We start from the raw sequence: 14237 nt of genomic DNA, 5'->3' as shown, positions 1-14237 counted from the left end.
CCCGGGCAACGACCCGCATCATTCCGCCGCGTTCGCGGCATGGTCGCGTGCGCGAGATCAGGTGGGGAGCCGGCTTCGCTTCTCTGCATCCCGCAGAACTTTTTGTGTGCAATCACATCGCTAGTGCCCAGGCGTAGAAGCAAAGCTCGTCGACATCCTGCTCGATCAGCGCAGCTTGGGTGGTGGCGCCGCCGTGCCCGGAGTCGCGCAGTGGCAGCAACAGGTACGGCCCGCCGTCGGTCGCGTCTGCCTGCATCCGGGCCACCATCTTCACCGGGTCGTACGGCGGCGCCAGCTTGTCATTCATCGCGGTTACGAATGCGATCACCGGGTAGCGGACCCCTGGCCGGACGTTGTGGTACGGCGAGTAGCCGGCGAGGTACGCACCTTCGACCGGGTCCTCGGGTGAGCCGAACTCGACGGTCGCGCTCCGCCCGTTGTCGAAGCGGGTGAACCGGATCATGTCCAGCAGCGGCGCACGGCAGAACACGGCCCGGAACGCGTCCGGCGCCTGCAGGGCGGTGACCGCGACGAGGATGCCGCCGTTGCTGTTGCCGCGCGACACCAGCTGGTCGGTCGTCGTGTGGCCGTTGTCGACGAGCCAGCGGGCGGCCGAGATGTAGTCGTCGAACGCGTTCTGCCGGTTGGTCCCGACCGCCGCCTCGTGCCACTCGCGTCCGTACTCACCACCGCCGCGAATGTTGGGGAAGGCCAGCGCCCCGCCGGATTCGAGCCAGGCCGTATGCACCGGTGAGTACCACGGCGAGATGTCGATGTTGAACCCGCCGTACCCGCTGAGCCGCGTCGGCAGTGGTCCGTCGGTCCGTCGGGGCCGCACGATGAACATCGACACCCGCGTGCCGTCCACCGACTCGTACCAGACCTGCTCGGTGACGGCGTCGATCACCGGATCGGGAACGTGGTAGCCGGTGAGCTTGTCATCGTGGAAGTCGTAGCGGTAGATCGACAAGGGTTGGACGAACGACTGGAACTCGACCCACACCTCGTCGCCGTTCCAGCTCCCGACGACGCCGCTGACGACCCCGCCTCCCTCGTTCCCATTGACCGACCCGAGACCGGGCAGTGCGACGTCGCGGATCTTGGCGCCGTCGGCGGCGTGCACGCTGATCCGGTGCGACGCCGCGTGGGAGTAGACCGCGTACAGGTGGCCACCGATCCCGCTGACGGTCTGCAGAGTGTGAGCGCTCTCAGCAATGACGGTGTGCCACACGGTGGGGCTCATCAGGGATGCCCGGCACAGCCGGCCGCGCGGTGCCTCGAGGTCGGTGACGATGAGCAGATCATCGTCGACCACCTGGACCTGGTTCACGGCTCGCATGGTCGTCGCCACCGGCAGCAGCTCGTCGTCGGCCAACCTCAATAGGGAGACAGTATTGGCGTGGACGAAGTCCCACTGGTACAGGACGGCGTACCGGCCACACTCGGTCACGTCGACCCAGCACCAGTAGTCCGCATGACCGCCGAAGACCCGCCGCTCCTGGGCCGTGCCGATGCGGTGCTCGAGGATGACTTCCTTGCCGTCGGCGACCGCCGGGTAGAAGAACGACGCCGAGTCCGGTCGCCACGCGGGGCGATAGTGGCTCGTGCCGCTGGGCTCGTCGGCGAGAACGGTTCCGGTGTCGATCTGGAGGATGTGGATCCGCGCGTCGTGGGTGCTGCCGGTCGCCTTGCCGAAGGCGACAAGCCTGCCATCGGGTGACGGTACGGCGTACACGAGCGCGTCCGCGCTTGGCCAGGTGTTCGGGTCGAGCACGGTCTCGAGCGGCCCGTCCGGCTCGCGGCGCATCCGCAACGCGAGCTTCTCGTCCTCTGGAGCGGCCTGCCAGACGAACTCGCGTCCGCCCGCCCGGATCGGACGTGACAGCCGTTCGTAGCGCGACGCACGGGTGACCGCGGCGCGGAACCGGTCCCGTGTCGGGACCGCGTCGAGGAGCGCGTGGGTGGCAGCCTCCTGCTCCGCGATCCAGCCCATCACCTCAGGATCGTCGAACCGCTCGAGCCACTCGTAGGGATCAGGAACCCACTCACCGTGGAACCAGAACCCACTGTCCGGATCGGCCCTCACCGTCCCGCCCCTCCACTCGGATGCGCCCGATCATGCCGCATTCCGCGCGCACGTCGAGTGAGTCATTCCGCCGCGTACCGTCCGGGGCGCGACATTGCGCCGCCTGCCGGCGTAGCTTCAGTTGTCCGCGCCTGCCGATATGCGCTCGCTGGTTGACGGTCCACTCTGGGTGCACGAGCCGCTGTGCATACCTCGATCAGGCTATGGACCGTGTGGCCGGCCGGCGAGATCGTGGTTGTGCACCGCACACGAGGAGACCTCATGCTGCCCACCCGCGCGACTAGTTCAGCAGCGACGACCGCCTTGTGCGGGCTGATGATGGTCGGCTGCTCGGGCGACGGACCAGCCTCCGATCAACCGCAGGTCACCGCTCAGGCTTCACGAAGTGACGCGAACGAAACCTCTGCCATCTCGGACATGACTCCAGTGGACGAGTTGGTCGGAGTGCCAGGCGATCCCGCCGCCAACCTGATCGGCGCGTGGGACTACAAGTACGGCAGCGCGGATGCACGTCGGTTGATCGCCAACTTCCAAGGTCTCGTCGACCCGGACACCAAGGAGGTCGTCGCCCGACTTGGCTTCATGAAGGAGCACAAGTGGTGGTTGGGATTCTTCTTCGATGGAGACCTCATCTTGGTTCACGGCGTTCCCGAAGGGGATGGCGGCACCTTCGCTGTCCACGGCAACCAGCTCGCCACCAGTGGCGCGCATGACACCGTTCTTGTCACCTACCGTTGGACCCTGCAGGGCAACAAGCTCAGCCTGACCGCAATAGAAGAGTGCTTGATCGCAGGTGCTGCCAAAACGGACTGCAAGCGGCAGCGCTCCCGGATGGATCCGCTGATGCGCATGATCACCGAGAACACGTTCGTACGAAGTGCGGATCAGGCGACCTACTAACCATCCCGTTGCCGTACGGCCAGCTGAGCTCGTTCGACGATGCCGCTGGCGGCCGCCTGTCGGACCGAGTGCGATATCGAGCGCTGTCGTCGATGCGCACCTGGACGGCCAGTGCGTCACTTCGCCGCGATCGCCCTATGCCTCCGGTCGTCGGTTCTTGGTGTCGCCCTCCGATGCGGGCGGATGCTTCCGCCAGTCCCGTCCGCGGAGTTTGGGAAACGAGATCATTGACGCTGTCAGACGCAAGGAGTACGATCGAACAAAGTTTCGAGCGAGCGAGCTCGGGTCCTCCCTGATGCCACATCTCCGGCTGCACGAACCTCACTGATATCGGCCCACGACCACAGTCGTCCATGCGCCCGGCGAGGGCGCGGAAGGGCCAGCCAGTGAGCGCCGTACCCGTCGAGCAGCCCCACGAGGGGGTGTGGCGAGCTCCCGGCGCCGTGCCGGAGGCATCACCGATGGTGAGCCACGTGCTGGAGCGCATGCACGCGTCGCTTGCTGAGGTGAGCGAGGTGGCGCTCGGCGGTCTGTCCGACGCCGACGTCGTACGGCTGGTCGACGAGCTGACCGGCGTGACGAGCCGCCTCACGCGCGAGCTGTTCCGCGCGGTGGCCGAGGCCGACCGCAGGCGGCTGGGAGACGCGACCGGCGCGCGCCACATTCACCAGTGGTGGGCCGGGCGCAGCCGCCACACCCACGCCGACGCGGCCAGGCTGAGCAGGCTTGCACGCGCGCTCGAGGACGACCTGCACGCCCCGACTGGCCGGGCACTGGCCGCAGGCGAGCTGTTGGTGGAGCAGGCGAGCGTGATCGTCCACGCGGTCGACGCGATCCCTGCGACGGTCCGCACTGCCGAGGGCGCGACCCGGATCATCGACCCAGAGGTCCGAGCACAGGCACGCGACCACCTCCTTGCCGCCGCAGCCGAGCACGACGCCAAGGCACTGCGCAGGCTCGGCAAGCGGATCCTCGACGTGGTCGCGCCGGAGCTGGCCGAGTCGCAGGAGGCCAGCACGCTGGCGCAGGAGGAGTCCCGCGCCGACGCGACCGCCGCCTTCGAGCTCCACGACGACGGCAACGGTCGATGCCACGGACGCTTCACCTTGCCGTCCCACATCGGCGCGATGCTCAAGCGGCACCTCCTCGCGCTGGCCAACCCTGCCCGCCACAGCGAGGCCGACCTACGCGACGAGACGGGCGGCTGGAAGCCGCTGCGTCGACGCCTCGGCGAGGCGTTCATCGAGTACGTCGAGCGCTACCCGGTCGATGCCACGCCGACCACCGCGGGAGTCAACGCGACCGTTGTGGTCACCATGACGCTGGAGCAGCTCCTCGGCGAGCACGCGACCGCGATGCTGGACGACGGCACCCGCATGAGCGCAGGGCAGGCCCGGCGGCTGGCGTGCGAGGCCGGCATCATCCCAGTCGTCCTCGACGGCAGCTCGATGCCCCTCGACCTAGGCCGCAGGCGGCGACTGTTCACCAAGGCCCAGCGCATCGCCCTCGGCCTGCGCGACGGCGGCTGCACTGCTCGCGGATGCGAGACCACCGCCTCCGGATGTCACGCGCACCACGACGACCCATGGTCCCGCGGCGGCCTCACCGACCTCCTCAATGGGCGTCTGCTCTGCCCCCGGCACCATCGCCTGGCGCACGACTCGCGCTACGCGATGACCGTCCACTCGGACAACAAGGTCACCTTCGCCCGGCGGACGTAGGCCGCCGCGGGAACTCCCGCCGCCCTGGCGGTGTAGACACGATGCAGGGACCCCTCAGGACGGGAGTGACGATCAGCGCCGAGGACGATGCGACGCCGGATGCCGAGCTGGTCGGCCGGGTGCGCGCCGGGGACACCGACGCGTACGCCGTCCTCGTGCGCCGGCACGCCCCGATGGCGATACGGACGGCGGTGCTCCTGGGGGCGGGGAGCGACGCGGAGGACGTGGTGCAGGAGGCGCTGGTGAAGGCGTACCGCTCGCTGGGGTCGTTCCGCACGGACCGGCCGTTCCGGCCCTGGCTGCTGCGCATCGTGGCCAACGAGGCCCGCAACGCCCACCGCTCCGCCGTACGACGCGTCGGTCGCGAGGCCCGGGACGCCGGGCCTCTCCTGGCCGAGCTGCTCGACCCGTCTGCGGCGTTGGTCGACCGGGAGGACCGGGAGCGACTGCTCGCGGCAGTGGCGAGGTTGCCCGACAAGCTCGGCCACGTGGTGGCGTGCCGCTACCTCCTCGAGCTGGACGAGGCGGCCACGGCGGTCGTGCTCGGGGTGCCGCGGGGCACGGTGAAGTCCCGGCTGAGCAGGGGGCTGGCGCGGCTGCGCGACGACCTCGCCACCACGATCGAGGAGGTGGACCATGCCTGACGCTCTCGAGGAGCGGCTGTCCGCGCTGGCCGCCGACCTCCACGTGCCGGTGCCCGACGGGCTCGAGCGCGCCGTGATGGAGCGCGTCGCCACGACCCGTCCCCGCCGGCGGTGGCGGCGCTGGCTGGCCGGCCTGGTCGCCGGCCTGCTCGGCGTCGGCGTCGTCGCGTCGCCGGTGGGTGCGGAGATCCGCGGGTGGCTCGGCCTGCCCGGTGTCTCGGTCACGTCGGGCGACCCGGTCGACGAGACGCCCGCCGTGCCCGCGGCGACGGGCTCGCCCGACCTCGAGCGCGCGGCTCGACTCGCGGGCTTCACGCCGGTGGTGCCCTCCGCGCTCGGTGCGCCCGACCGCGTCGAGGTCTCGGACGACCGGCTCGTGGTGTCGCTCAGCTGGACGACGGAGGATGGCACGGTCCGACTCGACGAGCTGCGCGGCGACGTCGAGCCGATCTTCTGGAAGACCGCGGACCGGGCCGAGCGGCTGCTCGTCTCCGGGAGCGAGGCACTCTGGCTGCCCACTGCGCACGGAGTCACGGTGGTGCCCGACGGGGGCACGGCGCGCGACCTCCCGTCCCGCCCGGCCGCCCCGACCCTGCTGTGGCTCGACGGCGACCTCACCCTGCGGCTCGAGGGCGACCTCGACCTGGCCGAGGCGACGCGGATCGCCGGGTCCGTCGACTGACGGAACCCCGACCGGCCCGGCGGTGTATCCCTCGCAACCGTCCCGAGGAGGAGCCATGCGCAGGATCCTGGCCGTCGCCGTACTCGCCCTCGCCGCCGCCGTCGGGCTACCGGCGGCGTCGCAGGCAGGTGGGCCCACGAGCGTGCTGATCACCCAGCCGGGCCAGTCGGCCGGCGCGCTCTACTACGACGACGCGGCGTACGACGCCTTGCTGGGGCTGCTGCCCGCCGACGCGACGCGCGGCAAGCCGCTGGCGCCCGGTGGCGCGGGTGCGGACTACAACCTCACCTGGATGGTGCACGACGTGATGCCGTGGCGCTTCGACCGGGTGCACCTCGCCCCGGACGGGACCGCCTGGGTCATGACGACCTTCACGGCGGAGGACACCGGCGGGTGGGCGCAGGTCGACCAGCCGGACGAGCTGGCGGCGCTGCTCACCCAGGTGCTGGACGACTCCGCTGCGCCCGAGGTCGTCTCGATCCCCGCGGACACGACTGCGGTTGCGGCGCCCGCTCCGGCGCCCGCTGAGCCGGACCCGGCGTGGATCTCGCTCACCGGATGGCGGTGGGTGGTGCCCGGCGTGCTGCTGGGGCTGGTGGTCGGCGCGGTCGCCGCGCGACGGCACCGGGACGATGAGCCGCGTCAGGTGCTGATCAGCTCGGAGGCGTAGAGCCGGTAGAGCCAGTACGCCGCGACCGAGCAGAGGAGGTGCCAGGCGGCATGGCCCTGGAGGAGCGAGTCGGGGTCGCACCAGCCGGCGTTGCTGAGCAGCCAGATGGCGAACGCGACCAGCATCGACGCCAGGGCGACGACGCCGTGGCGGAAGACCCGGCTGGTCTCGCCGCGGCGCCACAGAGCCGTCTCCAGCACGACCGCCACGACCAGCAGGACGCCGAAGGCGAGGTTGCCGGAGTAGTGCACGACGGGGACCGGGTCCGGCCACAGGCCGACGAGCTCGCACGCCGCCACGCAGGCGACGTACGCCGTCACGAACGCGGTGGTGCCGCGCCGGGTCCAGCGGACCCACGCCCAGGCCGCGGCGAACCCCGCGACGAGGTACATGCTCAGCATGTCGAGGTGCCCGCCCCACTCGCTCTGGGTGGCGTGCATGGCGGCGGAGCCTGGCCCGAGGAGGACGACCACGCACGCGAAGAAGGTGGCGACCGTGGTCGACATGACGTCCCGGGCGTGTGCCGGATCATCCTGGCGCCGCTGGGCATGGCTCGCGACCAGCAGACCGGCGACGACGAAGCCGAGGTTCGACAGCGTGTTGGCGGGCTGCGCGACGACCCCGTCGTGGGCCCGCTCGCAGAAGTTCGCGCCGCGACCGACGTCCGGTCCCAGCCAGCCCTGCGTGACGGCCAGGGCCAGCAGTGCCGTCGACCCGGCCGCGACCCCGAGGGTGGTGATCAGGGGCCGCGGCACGGGTCGATCGTAGGGCGACCTAGGCGCGCGTGACCTGCACGACCGTCGGGCGCGGTCCGGCGAACTGGCCGGCGGCGGGTGCCGCGCCGGCCGGCACGTAGTCGGGGAAGCGCGACTGCGGAGCCGCCCAGGAGCCGTCCTCACCCGGGTGCTGGACGGCCACGAACACCGAGTCGTCGCGGTCGCGGATCACCGGCCCACAGGTCTCGGCGCCGGAGGGGACGGCCAGGAACTGCTGGACGTGGCCCCGCTCGGGACCCTCGACGGGCACCTTGAACAGTCCGTCGCTCACCTTGATCGCGCTCGGCTGGCCGTCGGTGGACACCCACAGGTTGCCCAGGCTGTCGAAGGCGACGTTGTCGGGGCACGAGATCGGCGAGACGGGGCCGGTCCAGCCGCCGAAGTAGCGCCCGGCGGAGGCCTGGTCGCCGCAGACGAGGAACAGGTTCCACCCGAACGTGTCGGCGGTGTGGTCGCCGTCGGTCGGGATCATCTCCACGACGTGCCCGTCCTTGTTGGCCGGTCGGGGGTTGGGCTCGGTGGGGCCCTCCTTGCCGACCTTGCCGCGGTCGGTGTTGTTGGTGCAGGCGACGTAGATGCGGCCGTTGTGGAGGTTGGGCTGGACGTCCTCGGGGCGGTCCATCTTCGTCGGCTGCACGGCGTCGGCGGCCAGGCGCGTGTAGACCAGCACCTCCTCGAGCGTGAAGCCCGGGACCATCGACTGGCCGCCGCGGGTGAGCGGGATCCACTCGCCGGAACCGTCGCTGAGGCCGTCCTCGAGACCGTCGCCGGTGAAGCGCGCCACCGACAGGTCACCCTCGCTCAGCAGCGTGAGGTTGTGGCGGCGGGCCTTCGGGCTGTTGCCGGGGCGCATGGTGTCCCGGGAGACGAAGCGGTAGACGTAGTCGAAGCGCTCGTCGTCGCCCATGTAGGCCACGACGTGCCCGTCACGGTTGACGATCACGTTGGCGCCCTCGTGCTTGAAGCGGCCCATGGCAGTGTGCTTCACCGGCGTCGAGGCCGGGTCGCTCGGGTCGAGCTCGACGACCCAGCCGAACCGGTTGGGCTCGTTGCGGTGGTCCGCGGTGGTGGCATCCCAGCGCGGGTCGACCGAGCGCCAGTTGCGCGAGTCCTGCGTCGGGGAGAGGCCGTAGCGGGCCTCCCGCGGGTCGGTGCCGGTGGCGCGGAAGTACTGGTTGAAGTTCTCCTCGCCCGACAGCACGGTGCCCCAGGGCGTCGTCCCGCCGGCGCAGTTGTTCATCGTGCCGCGGACCGTGCGACCGGTCGGGTCGGCCGCCGTCCTGAGCAGCTCGGACCCGGCGGCCGCGCCGTCGACGGCGAACGGGGTGTCGAGGGTGATGCGGCGGTTGAGGCGTGCGCCCGGGACGTACGACCACACGTCGCCGCGCTTGCGGCGCCGCAGCTGCACGACGGACATGCCGTGCGCGGCCCAGGCGGTGCGGATCACGGTCGCCGGGTCCGTGCCGGGCGGGAACATGATGCCCTCGTTGGTGTACTCGTGGTTGCACACGAGCAGCGCCTCGGTCCCGGCGCGGTTGGTCTCGATGATGTCGAGGTAGTCGTTGTTGTAGCCGAACTGGCCGGCCTGCGCCTCCGGCGTCTGGCGGGCGCCGTCGAACGCGGGCGCGCCGGGGAGGATCGGGTCGCCCCACCGCAGGATCGCGTCCCAGCGGTAGCCGGCCGGGACGGTGACGTCGTCGACGGTCGTGGCGGCGGGCGCGATCGGCGTGAACGGCAGGTGGTCGGGCTTGCCGTGACCGCCCTTGCCCGGCCGCGGGCCGGCGGGCGTGGCGGGCGCGGCGGCGGCGCGGGCCACCGGCACCGCGGTGAGCGCGGCGACGGAGAGGCCGGTGCCGACGACCGAGCGACGGCTCAGGACCGTGGCGGCGACGTCGCGGAAGTAGGACGTCTCGGTGGTGTTGGGCACCGGGGCGGAGCAGGCGTCACCGCAGCGCAGGTGGCAGGTGACAGCGCTGCGGTTTCCGTGGGTCTGGCCCGCCATGGGCAGCGGGCGGTTCGGGCTCGGGGTCGGGGTGAGCGACATGGGGGGAGTCTCCGGAGATCGTCGGGTCGGACGGACATCCCGACTCTCGTCATCCGGGTGGCCCCCCGAGGGACCGGCGGGTGGACACCAGGTGAACGTCCGCCGGCCCCTCGGCGAAGCGGCTGCGGGATCAGCGTCCGTGCGTCCGACCAGTGCCGAGGTCGAGCCACACGAGGCGGTGGTCGGTGACCGGGAAGGGGAAGGTGCCGATCAGGCGGGTGAACAGCGGGTCCGCGGACGTCAGCCAGTAGACGCCGGTGTCGTGGATCGCCAGCCGCTCGCTGGGGAGGACGTAGTCGACGCGGAGGTTGCCCGGCGCCGTGTCGGCGAAGTCGGCGGTGTCGCGCTCGGCCGGACCCCGGTGGCTGAGGTTGATGCCCTTGTCGCGCTGGGTGGCCTCGACCGCACCGGCTGACGTGGGCGTCGGGTCCTGGATCCGCGGGTGGTCGAGCAGCTGCAGGATCGCGTCGTCGTACGAGTCCCCGTCGACGGGGTCGGCGTTCTGGTCGCCGGCGATCACGAAGTCCTGGCCGCGGCCGAGCCCGCCGGTGCCGCCCTCGTCGTCGTAGATGTACGACGCGGCCCGGCCGCCGCTGACGTAGTCGGCCCAGAAGCGGATCTCGTCGTGGTTGCGCCTGCCGTTGCGGTCCTCGGCGCCGTCGAAGCTCGGCGGTGTCGGGTGGGAGACGAGGAAGTGGACCGGCTTGCGTCCGGGCAGCTCGATCGGCACGTCAAAGTGCGACTTCGACGAGAGGCGGAAGACGTCGAGCTCCTCGGGGGAGTACCAGTCCGCCGGCGCTGCCGTGGCCGGGTCGTCCGGCAGGACCGCGCCGGGCATGTCCTTCCACAGGAAGTGCTGGAAGGTGCGGACGTCGTCGGTCGCGATCGGGTACTTGGAGTAGACGACCAGGCCGTACTGGCCCGGGAACAGGCCGAAGCCGAGGGAGTCGTCGCCGCCGGCCTGGGTGCCGGGGGCGCCGACGACGCCGTTGTTGTTGAGGTCGAAGCCGCTCGGGACACCGGTGTTCGACGGGGCGACGTAGTAGTACGGGTAGTCGACCGGGGTGGCGCCGTTCTGGCTGACCTCGAGGTAGTTGTCGCGGAACAGCTCGGCCGCCTCGCCGTCCGCGGCGTAGTCGAACTCGTTGACCAGGATGACGTCCGCGTCGGCGCGCTGGATGGTCTCCGCGGCCCGGGACGCCTGCGCGTTGCCGGGCGTCGACAGGTCGGTGACGAGCTGGCCGGCCGTGTTGCGGTTCAGCGAGGCGTTGAAGGTGGCGAACCGCACCTCCGTCGGCTTCGTGGGCCGCGTGGTGCTCGCGGCGCCGGGACCGGCGGCGGCGGGGAGGTCAGGGCGGGGGCGCCGAGTCCGGCGACGGCGAGGGTCGCGACGGCGGCGAGGACGAGGCGGGTGGGCCGAGAGCGCATGGGTGCTGCCTTCCGAGTGGGGGGACCGCCAACGTACGACGAGCCCCGGCGCAGGCGGAAGGCTGGCGCGGCCCGGTTCGCGAATGCCTCACCTGCTGTTCATCCTGACATGCTGTCGCCCGTGATCCCCGGCCCCCGGCGTACCGCCCTGCTCCTCGTCGGATGTGTCGTGCTCGGCACCGGAGTGGCGCTGCTGCTGGCGGCCGACCTGGGCTCGGACGGCTACTCGACGTTCGTCAACGGCCTGGCCCTCACGACCGGGGTCGACTTCTGGGTCGTCAACCTCGTCGTGGGCGTCGTGCTGGTGGCGCTCGCGGCGCTCCGGAGGGTCCGTCCCGGCATCGGCACGGTGGTCCAGGTGGTGCTGGTCGGGGTCACGGTCTCGGTGGTGCTCGACCTGCTCGCGGTGCCCGACGGGCTGGGGTGGCGGATCGTGCTTCTCGCGGCAGCGTTCCCCGTCCTGGCGCTCGGCATAGCCCTCTACCTCGGCAGCCACACCGGCGCCGGGCCGGCCGAGGCGGCCGCGCTGGCGTGGGACCCGCCGGTGCCGTTCAAGTGGAGCTACAGCGTCGTCCAGGGCGGGGGAGCGCTGGGTGGGTGGCTGCTGGGGGCGACCGTGGGCGTCGGGACGCTCGCGGTGATCCTGCTGCTCGGTCCCGCGGTGGACCTCGCGGCCCGGATGCTGTCCCTCGACCTCCACCAGGAGACGGATCCCGAGCCGCAGCGCGCGGGCTAGCGTGGCGACATGCTCATCGCCGAAGAACTGTTCCTGCTGCTGCGCCGCGACGACGGTCGGCCCGAGAGCGCCACGGCGCAGCGCGGCTACGGCCTCGCCGCCGCGGTCGTCACCGACCTCGTGGTCGCCGAGCGCATCACCCTCAGCGAGGACAAGGACCCGCGTCTGAAGGTGTTGGTCCCCGGCCCCGTCGGGCACCCGGCCCTGGACGCCGCGATGGTGCGGCTGGAGCAGAAGGACGGCAAGAAGCTGTCGTCGCTGGTGAGCGATGGCAAGGTCGCGGTCGAGCGTGAGCTCGCCGGTGCGTTGAGCGCGGCAGGAGTCATCGACGTCACGGAGAGGCGCGCCCTCGGGCTCGTGCCCGAGAAGTACCCGGTGCGCGACCCCGAGCCCGAGCGGCGGGTGCGCGAGCGTCTGCGGCTCGTGCTGCAGGGCGGTACGCCGACGCTCGCCGACGCGAGCCTGCTCTCCATCCTCCAGGGCCTCGGGGTCGCCCCGAAGGTGCTCGAGGAGGAGAAGGGGACGCTCGGCAGGCGCGACCTCGCGAAGCGCATCGAGGAGGTGTCGACCGACGTCGTCGCGGGCGAGGCCGTCGCCAAGGCCGTGGCCGCGATGAACACGGCGATCATCACGGCCGTGGTCGTGCCGGTCGTGGTGTCCGGCAGCAGCTGAGGCCGCCGGACACCACGCCCCCGTCAGGCGGTCAGCTCGGCGTGATCGCCGCTGCGGCCCGAGCCCGTCTGCTGGATCTCGATCTTGCGGGGCTTGGCCTTCTCCGCGACCGGGACGACAAGCCGCAGCACGCCGTCGGCGTAGGCCGCCTCGATGCGCTCCAGGTCGAGGTTGTCGCCCAGCACAAGCTGGCGGCTGAAGGCTCCGCGCGGACGCTCGGAGGCCAGCGGCTCCCAGTCGCCGTTGCGGGCCACCCGCTCGGCGCGCACGGTGAGGACGTTGCGCTCGACGTCGAGGTCGATGCTGTCGGTGTTGACGCCGGGGAGGTCGAACTCGATGACGAAGCGGTCGCCCTCGCGCCACGCGTCCATCGGCATGACCGCGGGACGGTTGGTCGTGCCCATCAGCTGCTGGGTGAGCCGGTCGAGGTCACGGAACGGGTCGGTGGTTCGAAGCAACATCGTCTCCTCCTGGATCTGCCGGGTGGACCCCCGAACCCCGAGGTCCACGACCTGTATTTGTGGTTACAGGTTTTTTATACTCACGCGATGAGGCAGGATCAAGCCGTCCGGCTGAGAAGTTCGTGAGAACCGGGAGGTGGCCCGTGGCAGGCAGTGACGACGGCGTCTACGCGATCTCGGTGGCCGCCTCGATGGTGTCCATGGAGATCCAGAACCTCCGCGTCTACGAGCGTCGGGGGCTGCTGACGCCCGATCGCACGGCGGGCGGCACCCGGCTCTACAGCGACGACGACGTGGTGCGGCTCGAGCGCATCCGCGACCTGCTCGCCGACGGGCTCAACCTCGTCGGCATCGCGCGTGTCCTCGAGCTCGAGGACGAGGTCGAGGAGCTGCGCGCCCGGCTGGGCGAGGGGTCGGACCCGCCGTCAGCCTGACGCCGGCCGGCTCGTCAGCACCCGCACCGCGAAGTCGGTCGTGAAGTCGTTGTCGAGGAAGCCGACCACCTTGGTCACCCGGTCCAGGTCGAGCGGCAGCAGCCCGCGCGAGCCCGGGACATCGGGCGTGAGGCCCAGGTCGAGGTCGTCCCTCCCAGACATCATCTGCACGTTGAACTCGTAGCGCTCGCGGGCGCCGGGCGCGGAGAGGCGGCGGACGACGGTGGCGCCCACGCGCCGGCCGCCGGTCTCGGCCGACCAGTCCTCGAGGGCGCCCAGCAGGGCCGTGCCTCCGTTGTGGTCGATGTCGGCCCAGACGGCGTCCATCGAGCCGGCGACGTCGAGCAGGATGGCGGCCGTCTTCTCGCCGATGCCCTGCACGCCGGGCAGGTTGTCGCTGCTGTCGCCGCGCAGGGCCGCGAACGCCAGGTAGTTGGCGGGACGCACGCCGTACATGTTGAACAGGCGCGCCGGGTTCAGCATGGGGGAGCCGTGGATGCCGCCGTCGATCAGCCGCAGCACCCGGGTGTGGTGGCTGATGTGGGCGAAGGCGTCGCGGTCGGAGGTGATGATGACGCAGTCCCAGCCGTTCGCGGTCGCCCACGTCGCCCCCGAGGCGTTGACGTCGTCGGCCTCCAGGCCGGCCGGTGTCAGGGTGGCCAGTCCCAGCGCGTCGAGCAGAGCGCCCGCGCGGTCGAGCTGGTCGACGAGCTCGGGGTCCTTCTCCGCGCGGCCGGCCTTGTAGTCGGGGTAGAGGTCGCGCCGCACCGACCCGGTCCGGTCGTCGAGGCCGAAGACGACGGCGTCGGGGGCGAAGGAGTCGATCGACTCGAGGATCTGGCGCAGCATCCCGTGCAGCGCCCAGATCGGGCGGCCCTGCCGGTCGCGGAGCCCGGTGTGGGACCGCGCGTGGTGGTTGCGGTGCAGCAGCGACGGCGCGTCGACGACGAGCAGCAGCCGGCGGGTGCGGGTCACGCGGTCAT

The 14237-nt window shown here is 71.4% G+C and carries 14 protein-coding genes; 8 read left to right on the top strand and 6 right to left on the bottom strand.

What is annotated here, in order from left to right:
• Nucleotides 1–112: 112 nt before the first annotated feature.
• Complete coding sequence (locus tag NYO98_RS09265; protein ID WP_268111336.1) at nucleotides 113–2086, bottom strand: prolyl oligopeptidase family serine peptidase; 1974 nt, start codon at nucleotides 2084–2086, stop codon at nucleotides 113–115.
• A gap of 261 nt (nucleotides 2087–2347) precedes the next feature.
• Here NYO98_RS09265 and NYO98_RS09260 point away from each other — a divergent pair, with 261 nt between their 5' ends.
• The 5 genes from NYO98_RS09260 to NYO98_RS09240 all read left to right on the top strand — a co-directional run bounded on the left by NYO98_RS09260 (nucleotide 2348) and on the right by NYO98_RS09240 (nucleotide 6703).
• The gene (locus NYO98_RS09260; RefSeq protein ID WP_268111335.1) at nucleotides 2348–2986 is read left to right on the top strand and encodes a hypothetical protein; all 639 of its coding nucleotides are present in this window, start codon (nucleotides 2348–2350) and stop codon (nucleotides 2984–2986) included.
• A gap of 386 nt (nucleotides 2987–3372) precedes the next feature.
• Complete coding sequence (locus NYO98_RS09255) at nucleotides 3373–4707, top strand: HNH endonuclease signature motif containing protein (protein WP_268111334.1); 1335 nt, start codon at nucleotides 3373–3375, stop codon at nucleotides 4705–4707.
• 65 nt (nucleotides 4708–4772) lie between these two features.
• Entirely contained in the window at nucleotides 4773–5351 is a 579-nt protein-coding gene (locus tag NYO98_RS09250) for an RNA polymerase sigma factor (RefSeq protein WP_268111333.1), read from the top strand.
• Nucleotides 5344–6033, top strand: a complete 690-nt coding sequence (locus NYO98_RS09245) for a hypothetical protein (RefSeq protein ID WP_268111332.1) — start codon at nucleotides 5344–5346, stop codon at nucleotides 6031–6033. Before NYO98_RS09250 ends, NYO98_RS09245 begins: the two co-directional genes overlap by 8 nt.
• A gap of 55 nt (nucleotides 6034–6088) precedes the next feature.
• Nucleotides 6089–6703: a hypothetical protein gene (locus NYO98_RS09240; protein ID WP_268111331.1), complete on the top strand. Its 615-nt coding sequence runs from the start codon at nucleotides 6089–6091 to the stop codon at nucleotides 6701–6703.
• Here the strand turns inward: NYO98_RS09240 and NYO98_RS09235 are convergent.
• The 3 genes from NYO98_RS09235 to NYO98_RS09225 form a co-directional block, all read right to left on the bottom strand.
• Complete coding sequence (locus tag NYO98_RS09235; protein WP_268111330.1) at nucleotides 6676–7458, bottom strand: ceramidase domain-containing protein; 783 nt, start codon at nucleotides 7456–7458, stop codon at nucleotides 6676–6678. The two genes, NYO98_RS09240 and NYO98_RS09235, sit on opposite strands and share 28 nt — an antisense overlap.
• Nucleotides 7459–7477: 19 nt before the next feature.
• Complete coding sequence (locus NYO98_RS09230) at nucleotides 7478–9523, bottom strand: PhoX family protein (RefSeq protein WP_268111329.1); 2046 nt, start codon at nucleotides 9521–9523, stop codon at nucleotides 7478–7480.
• 130 nt (nucleotides 9524–9653) lie between these two features.
• Nucleotides 9654–10811 (bottom strand): endonuclease/exonuclease/phosphatase family protein, encoded by a 1158-nt coding sequence (locus tag NYO98_RS09225; protein ID WP_268111328.1) that lies wholly within the window; start codon nucleotides 10809–10811, stop codon nucleotides 9654–9656.
• 261 nt (nucleotides 10812–11072) lie between these two features.
• Here NYO98_RS09225 and NYO98_RS09220 point away from each other — a divergent pair, with 261 nt between their 5' ends.
• Together NYO98_RS09220 and NYO98_RS09215 are read left to right on the top strand one after the other, a co-directional pair.
• Nucleotides 11073–11687: a hypothetical protein gene (locus tag NYO98_RS09220; protein WP_268111327.1), complete on the top strand. Its 615-nt coding sequence runs from the start codon at nucleotides 11073–11075 to the stop codon at nucleotides 11685–11687.
• A 9-nt stretch (nucleotides 11688–11696) separates the two neighbouring features.
• Complete coding sequence (locus NYO98_RS09215) at nucleotides 11697–12359, top strand: GOLPH3/VPS74 family protein (RefSeq protein ID WP_268111326.1); 663 nt, start codon at nucleotides 11697–11699, stop codon at nucleotides 12357–12359.
• A 23-nt stretch (nucleotides 12360–12382) separates the two neighbouring features.
• Here NYO98_RS09215 and NYO98_RS09210 read toward each other — a convergent pair whose 3' ends face one another.
• Nucleotides 12383–12820, bottom strand: a complete 438-nt coding sequence (locus tag NYO98_RS09210) for an Hsp20/alpha crystallin family protein (protein WP_268111325.1) — start codon at nucleotides 12818–12820, stop codon at nucleotides 12383–12385.
• A 143-nt stretch (nucleotides 12821–12963) separates the two neighbouring features.
• Here NYO98_RS09210 and NYO98_RS09205 point away from each other — a divergent pair, with 143 nt between their 5' ends.
• Nucleotides 12964–13254, top strand: coding sequence for a MerR family transcriptional regulator (locus tag NYO98_RS09205; RefSeq protein WP_268111323.1), 291 nt, complete (start codon nucleotides 12964–12966; stop codon nucleotides 13252–13254).
• On the opposite strand, the gene NYO98_RS09200 is transcribed toward NYO98_RS09205, so the two are convergent.
• On the bottom strand, nucleotides 13246–14229 hold the full coding sequence (locus tag NYO98_RS09200; RefSeq protein WP_268111322.1) for a 5'-3' exonuclease: 984 nt from the start codon (nucleotides 14227–14229) through the stop codon (nucleotides 13246–13248). The two genes, NYO98_RS09205 and NYO98_RS09200, sit on opposite strands and share 9 nt — an antisense overlap.
• Between the last annotated feature and the right edge of the window lie 8 nt (nucleotides 14230–14237).

The organism is Nocardioides pini, assembly GCF_026712185.1.
Taxonomy (GTDB): Bacteria; Actinomycetota; Actinomycetes; order Propionibacteriales; family Nocardioidaceae; genus Nocardioides; species Nocardioides pini.
Note: the sequence above shows the minus strand (reverse complement) of the source record. Positions and strands in the feature narration are given on the sequence as shown.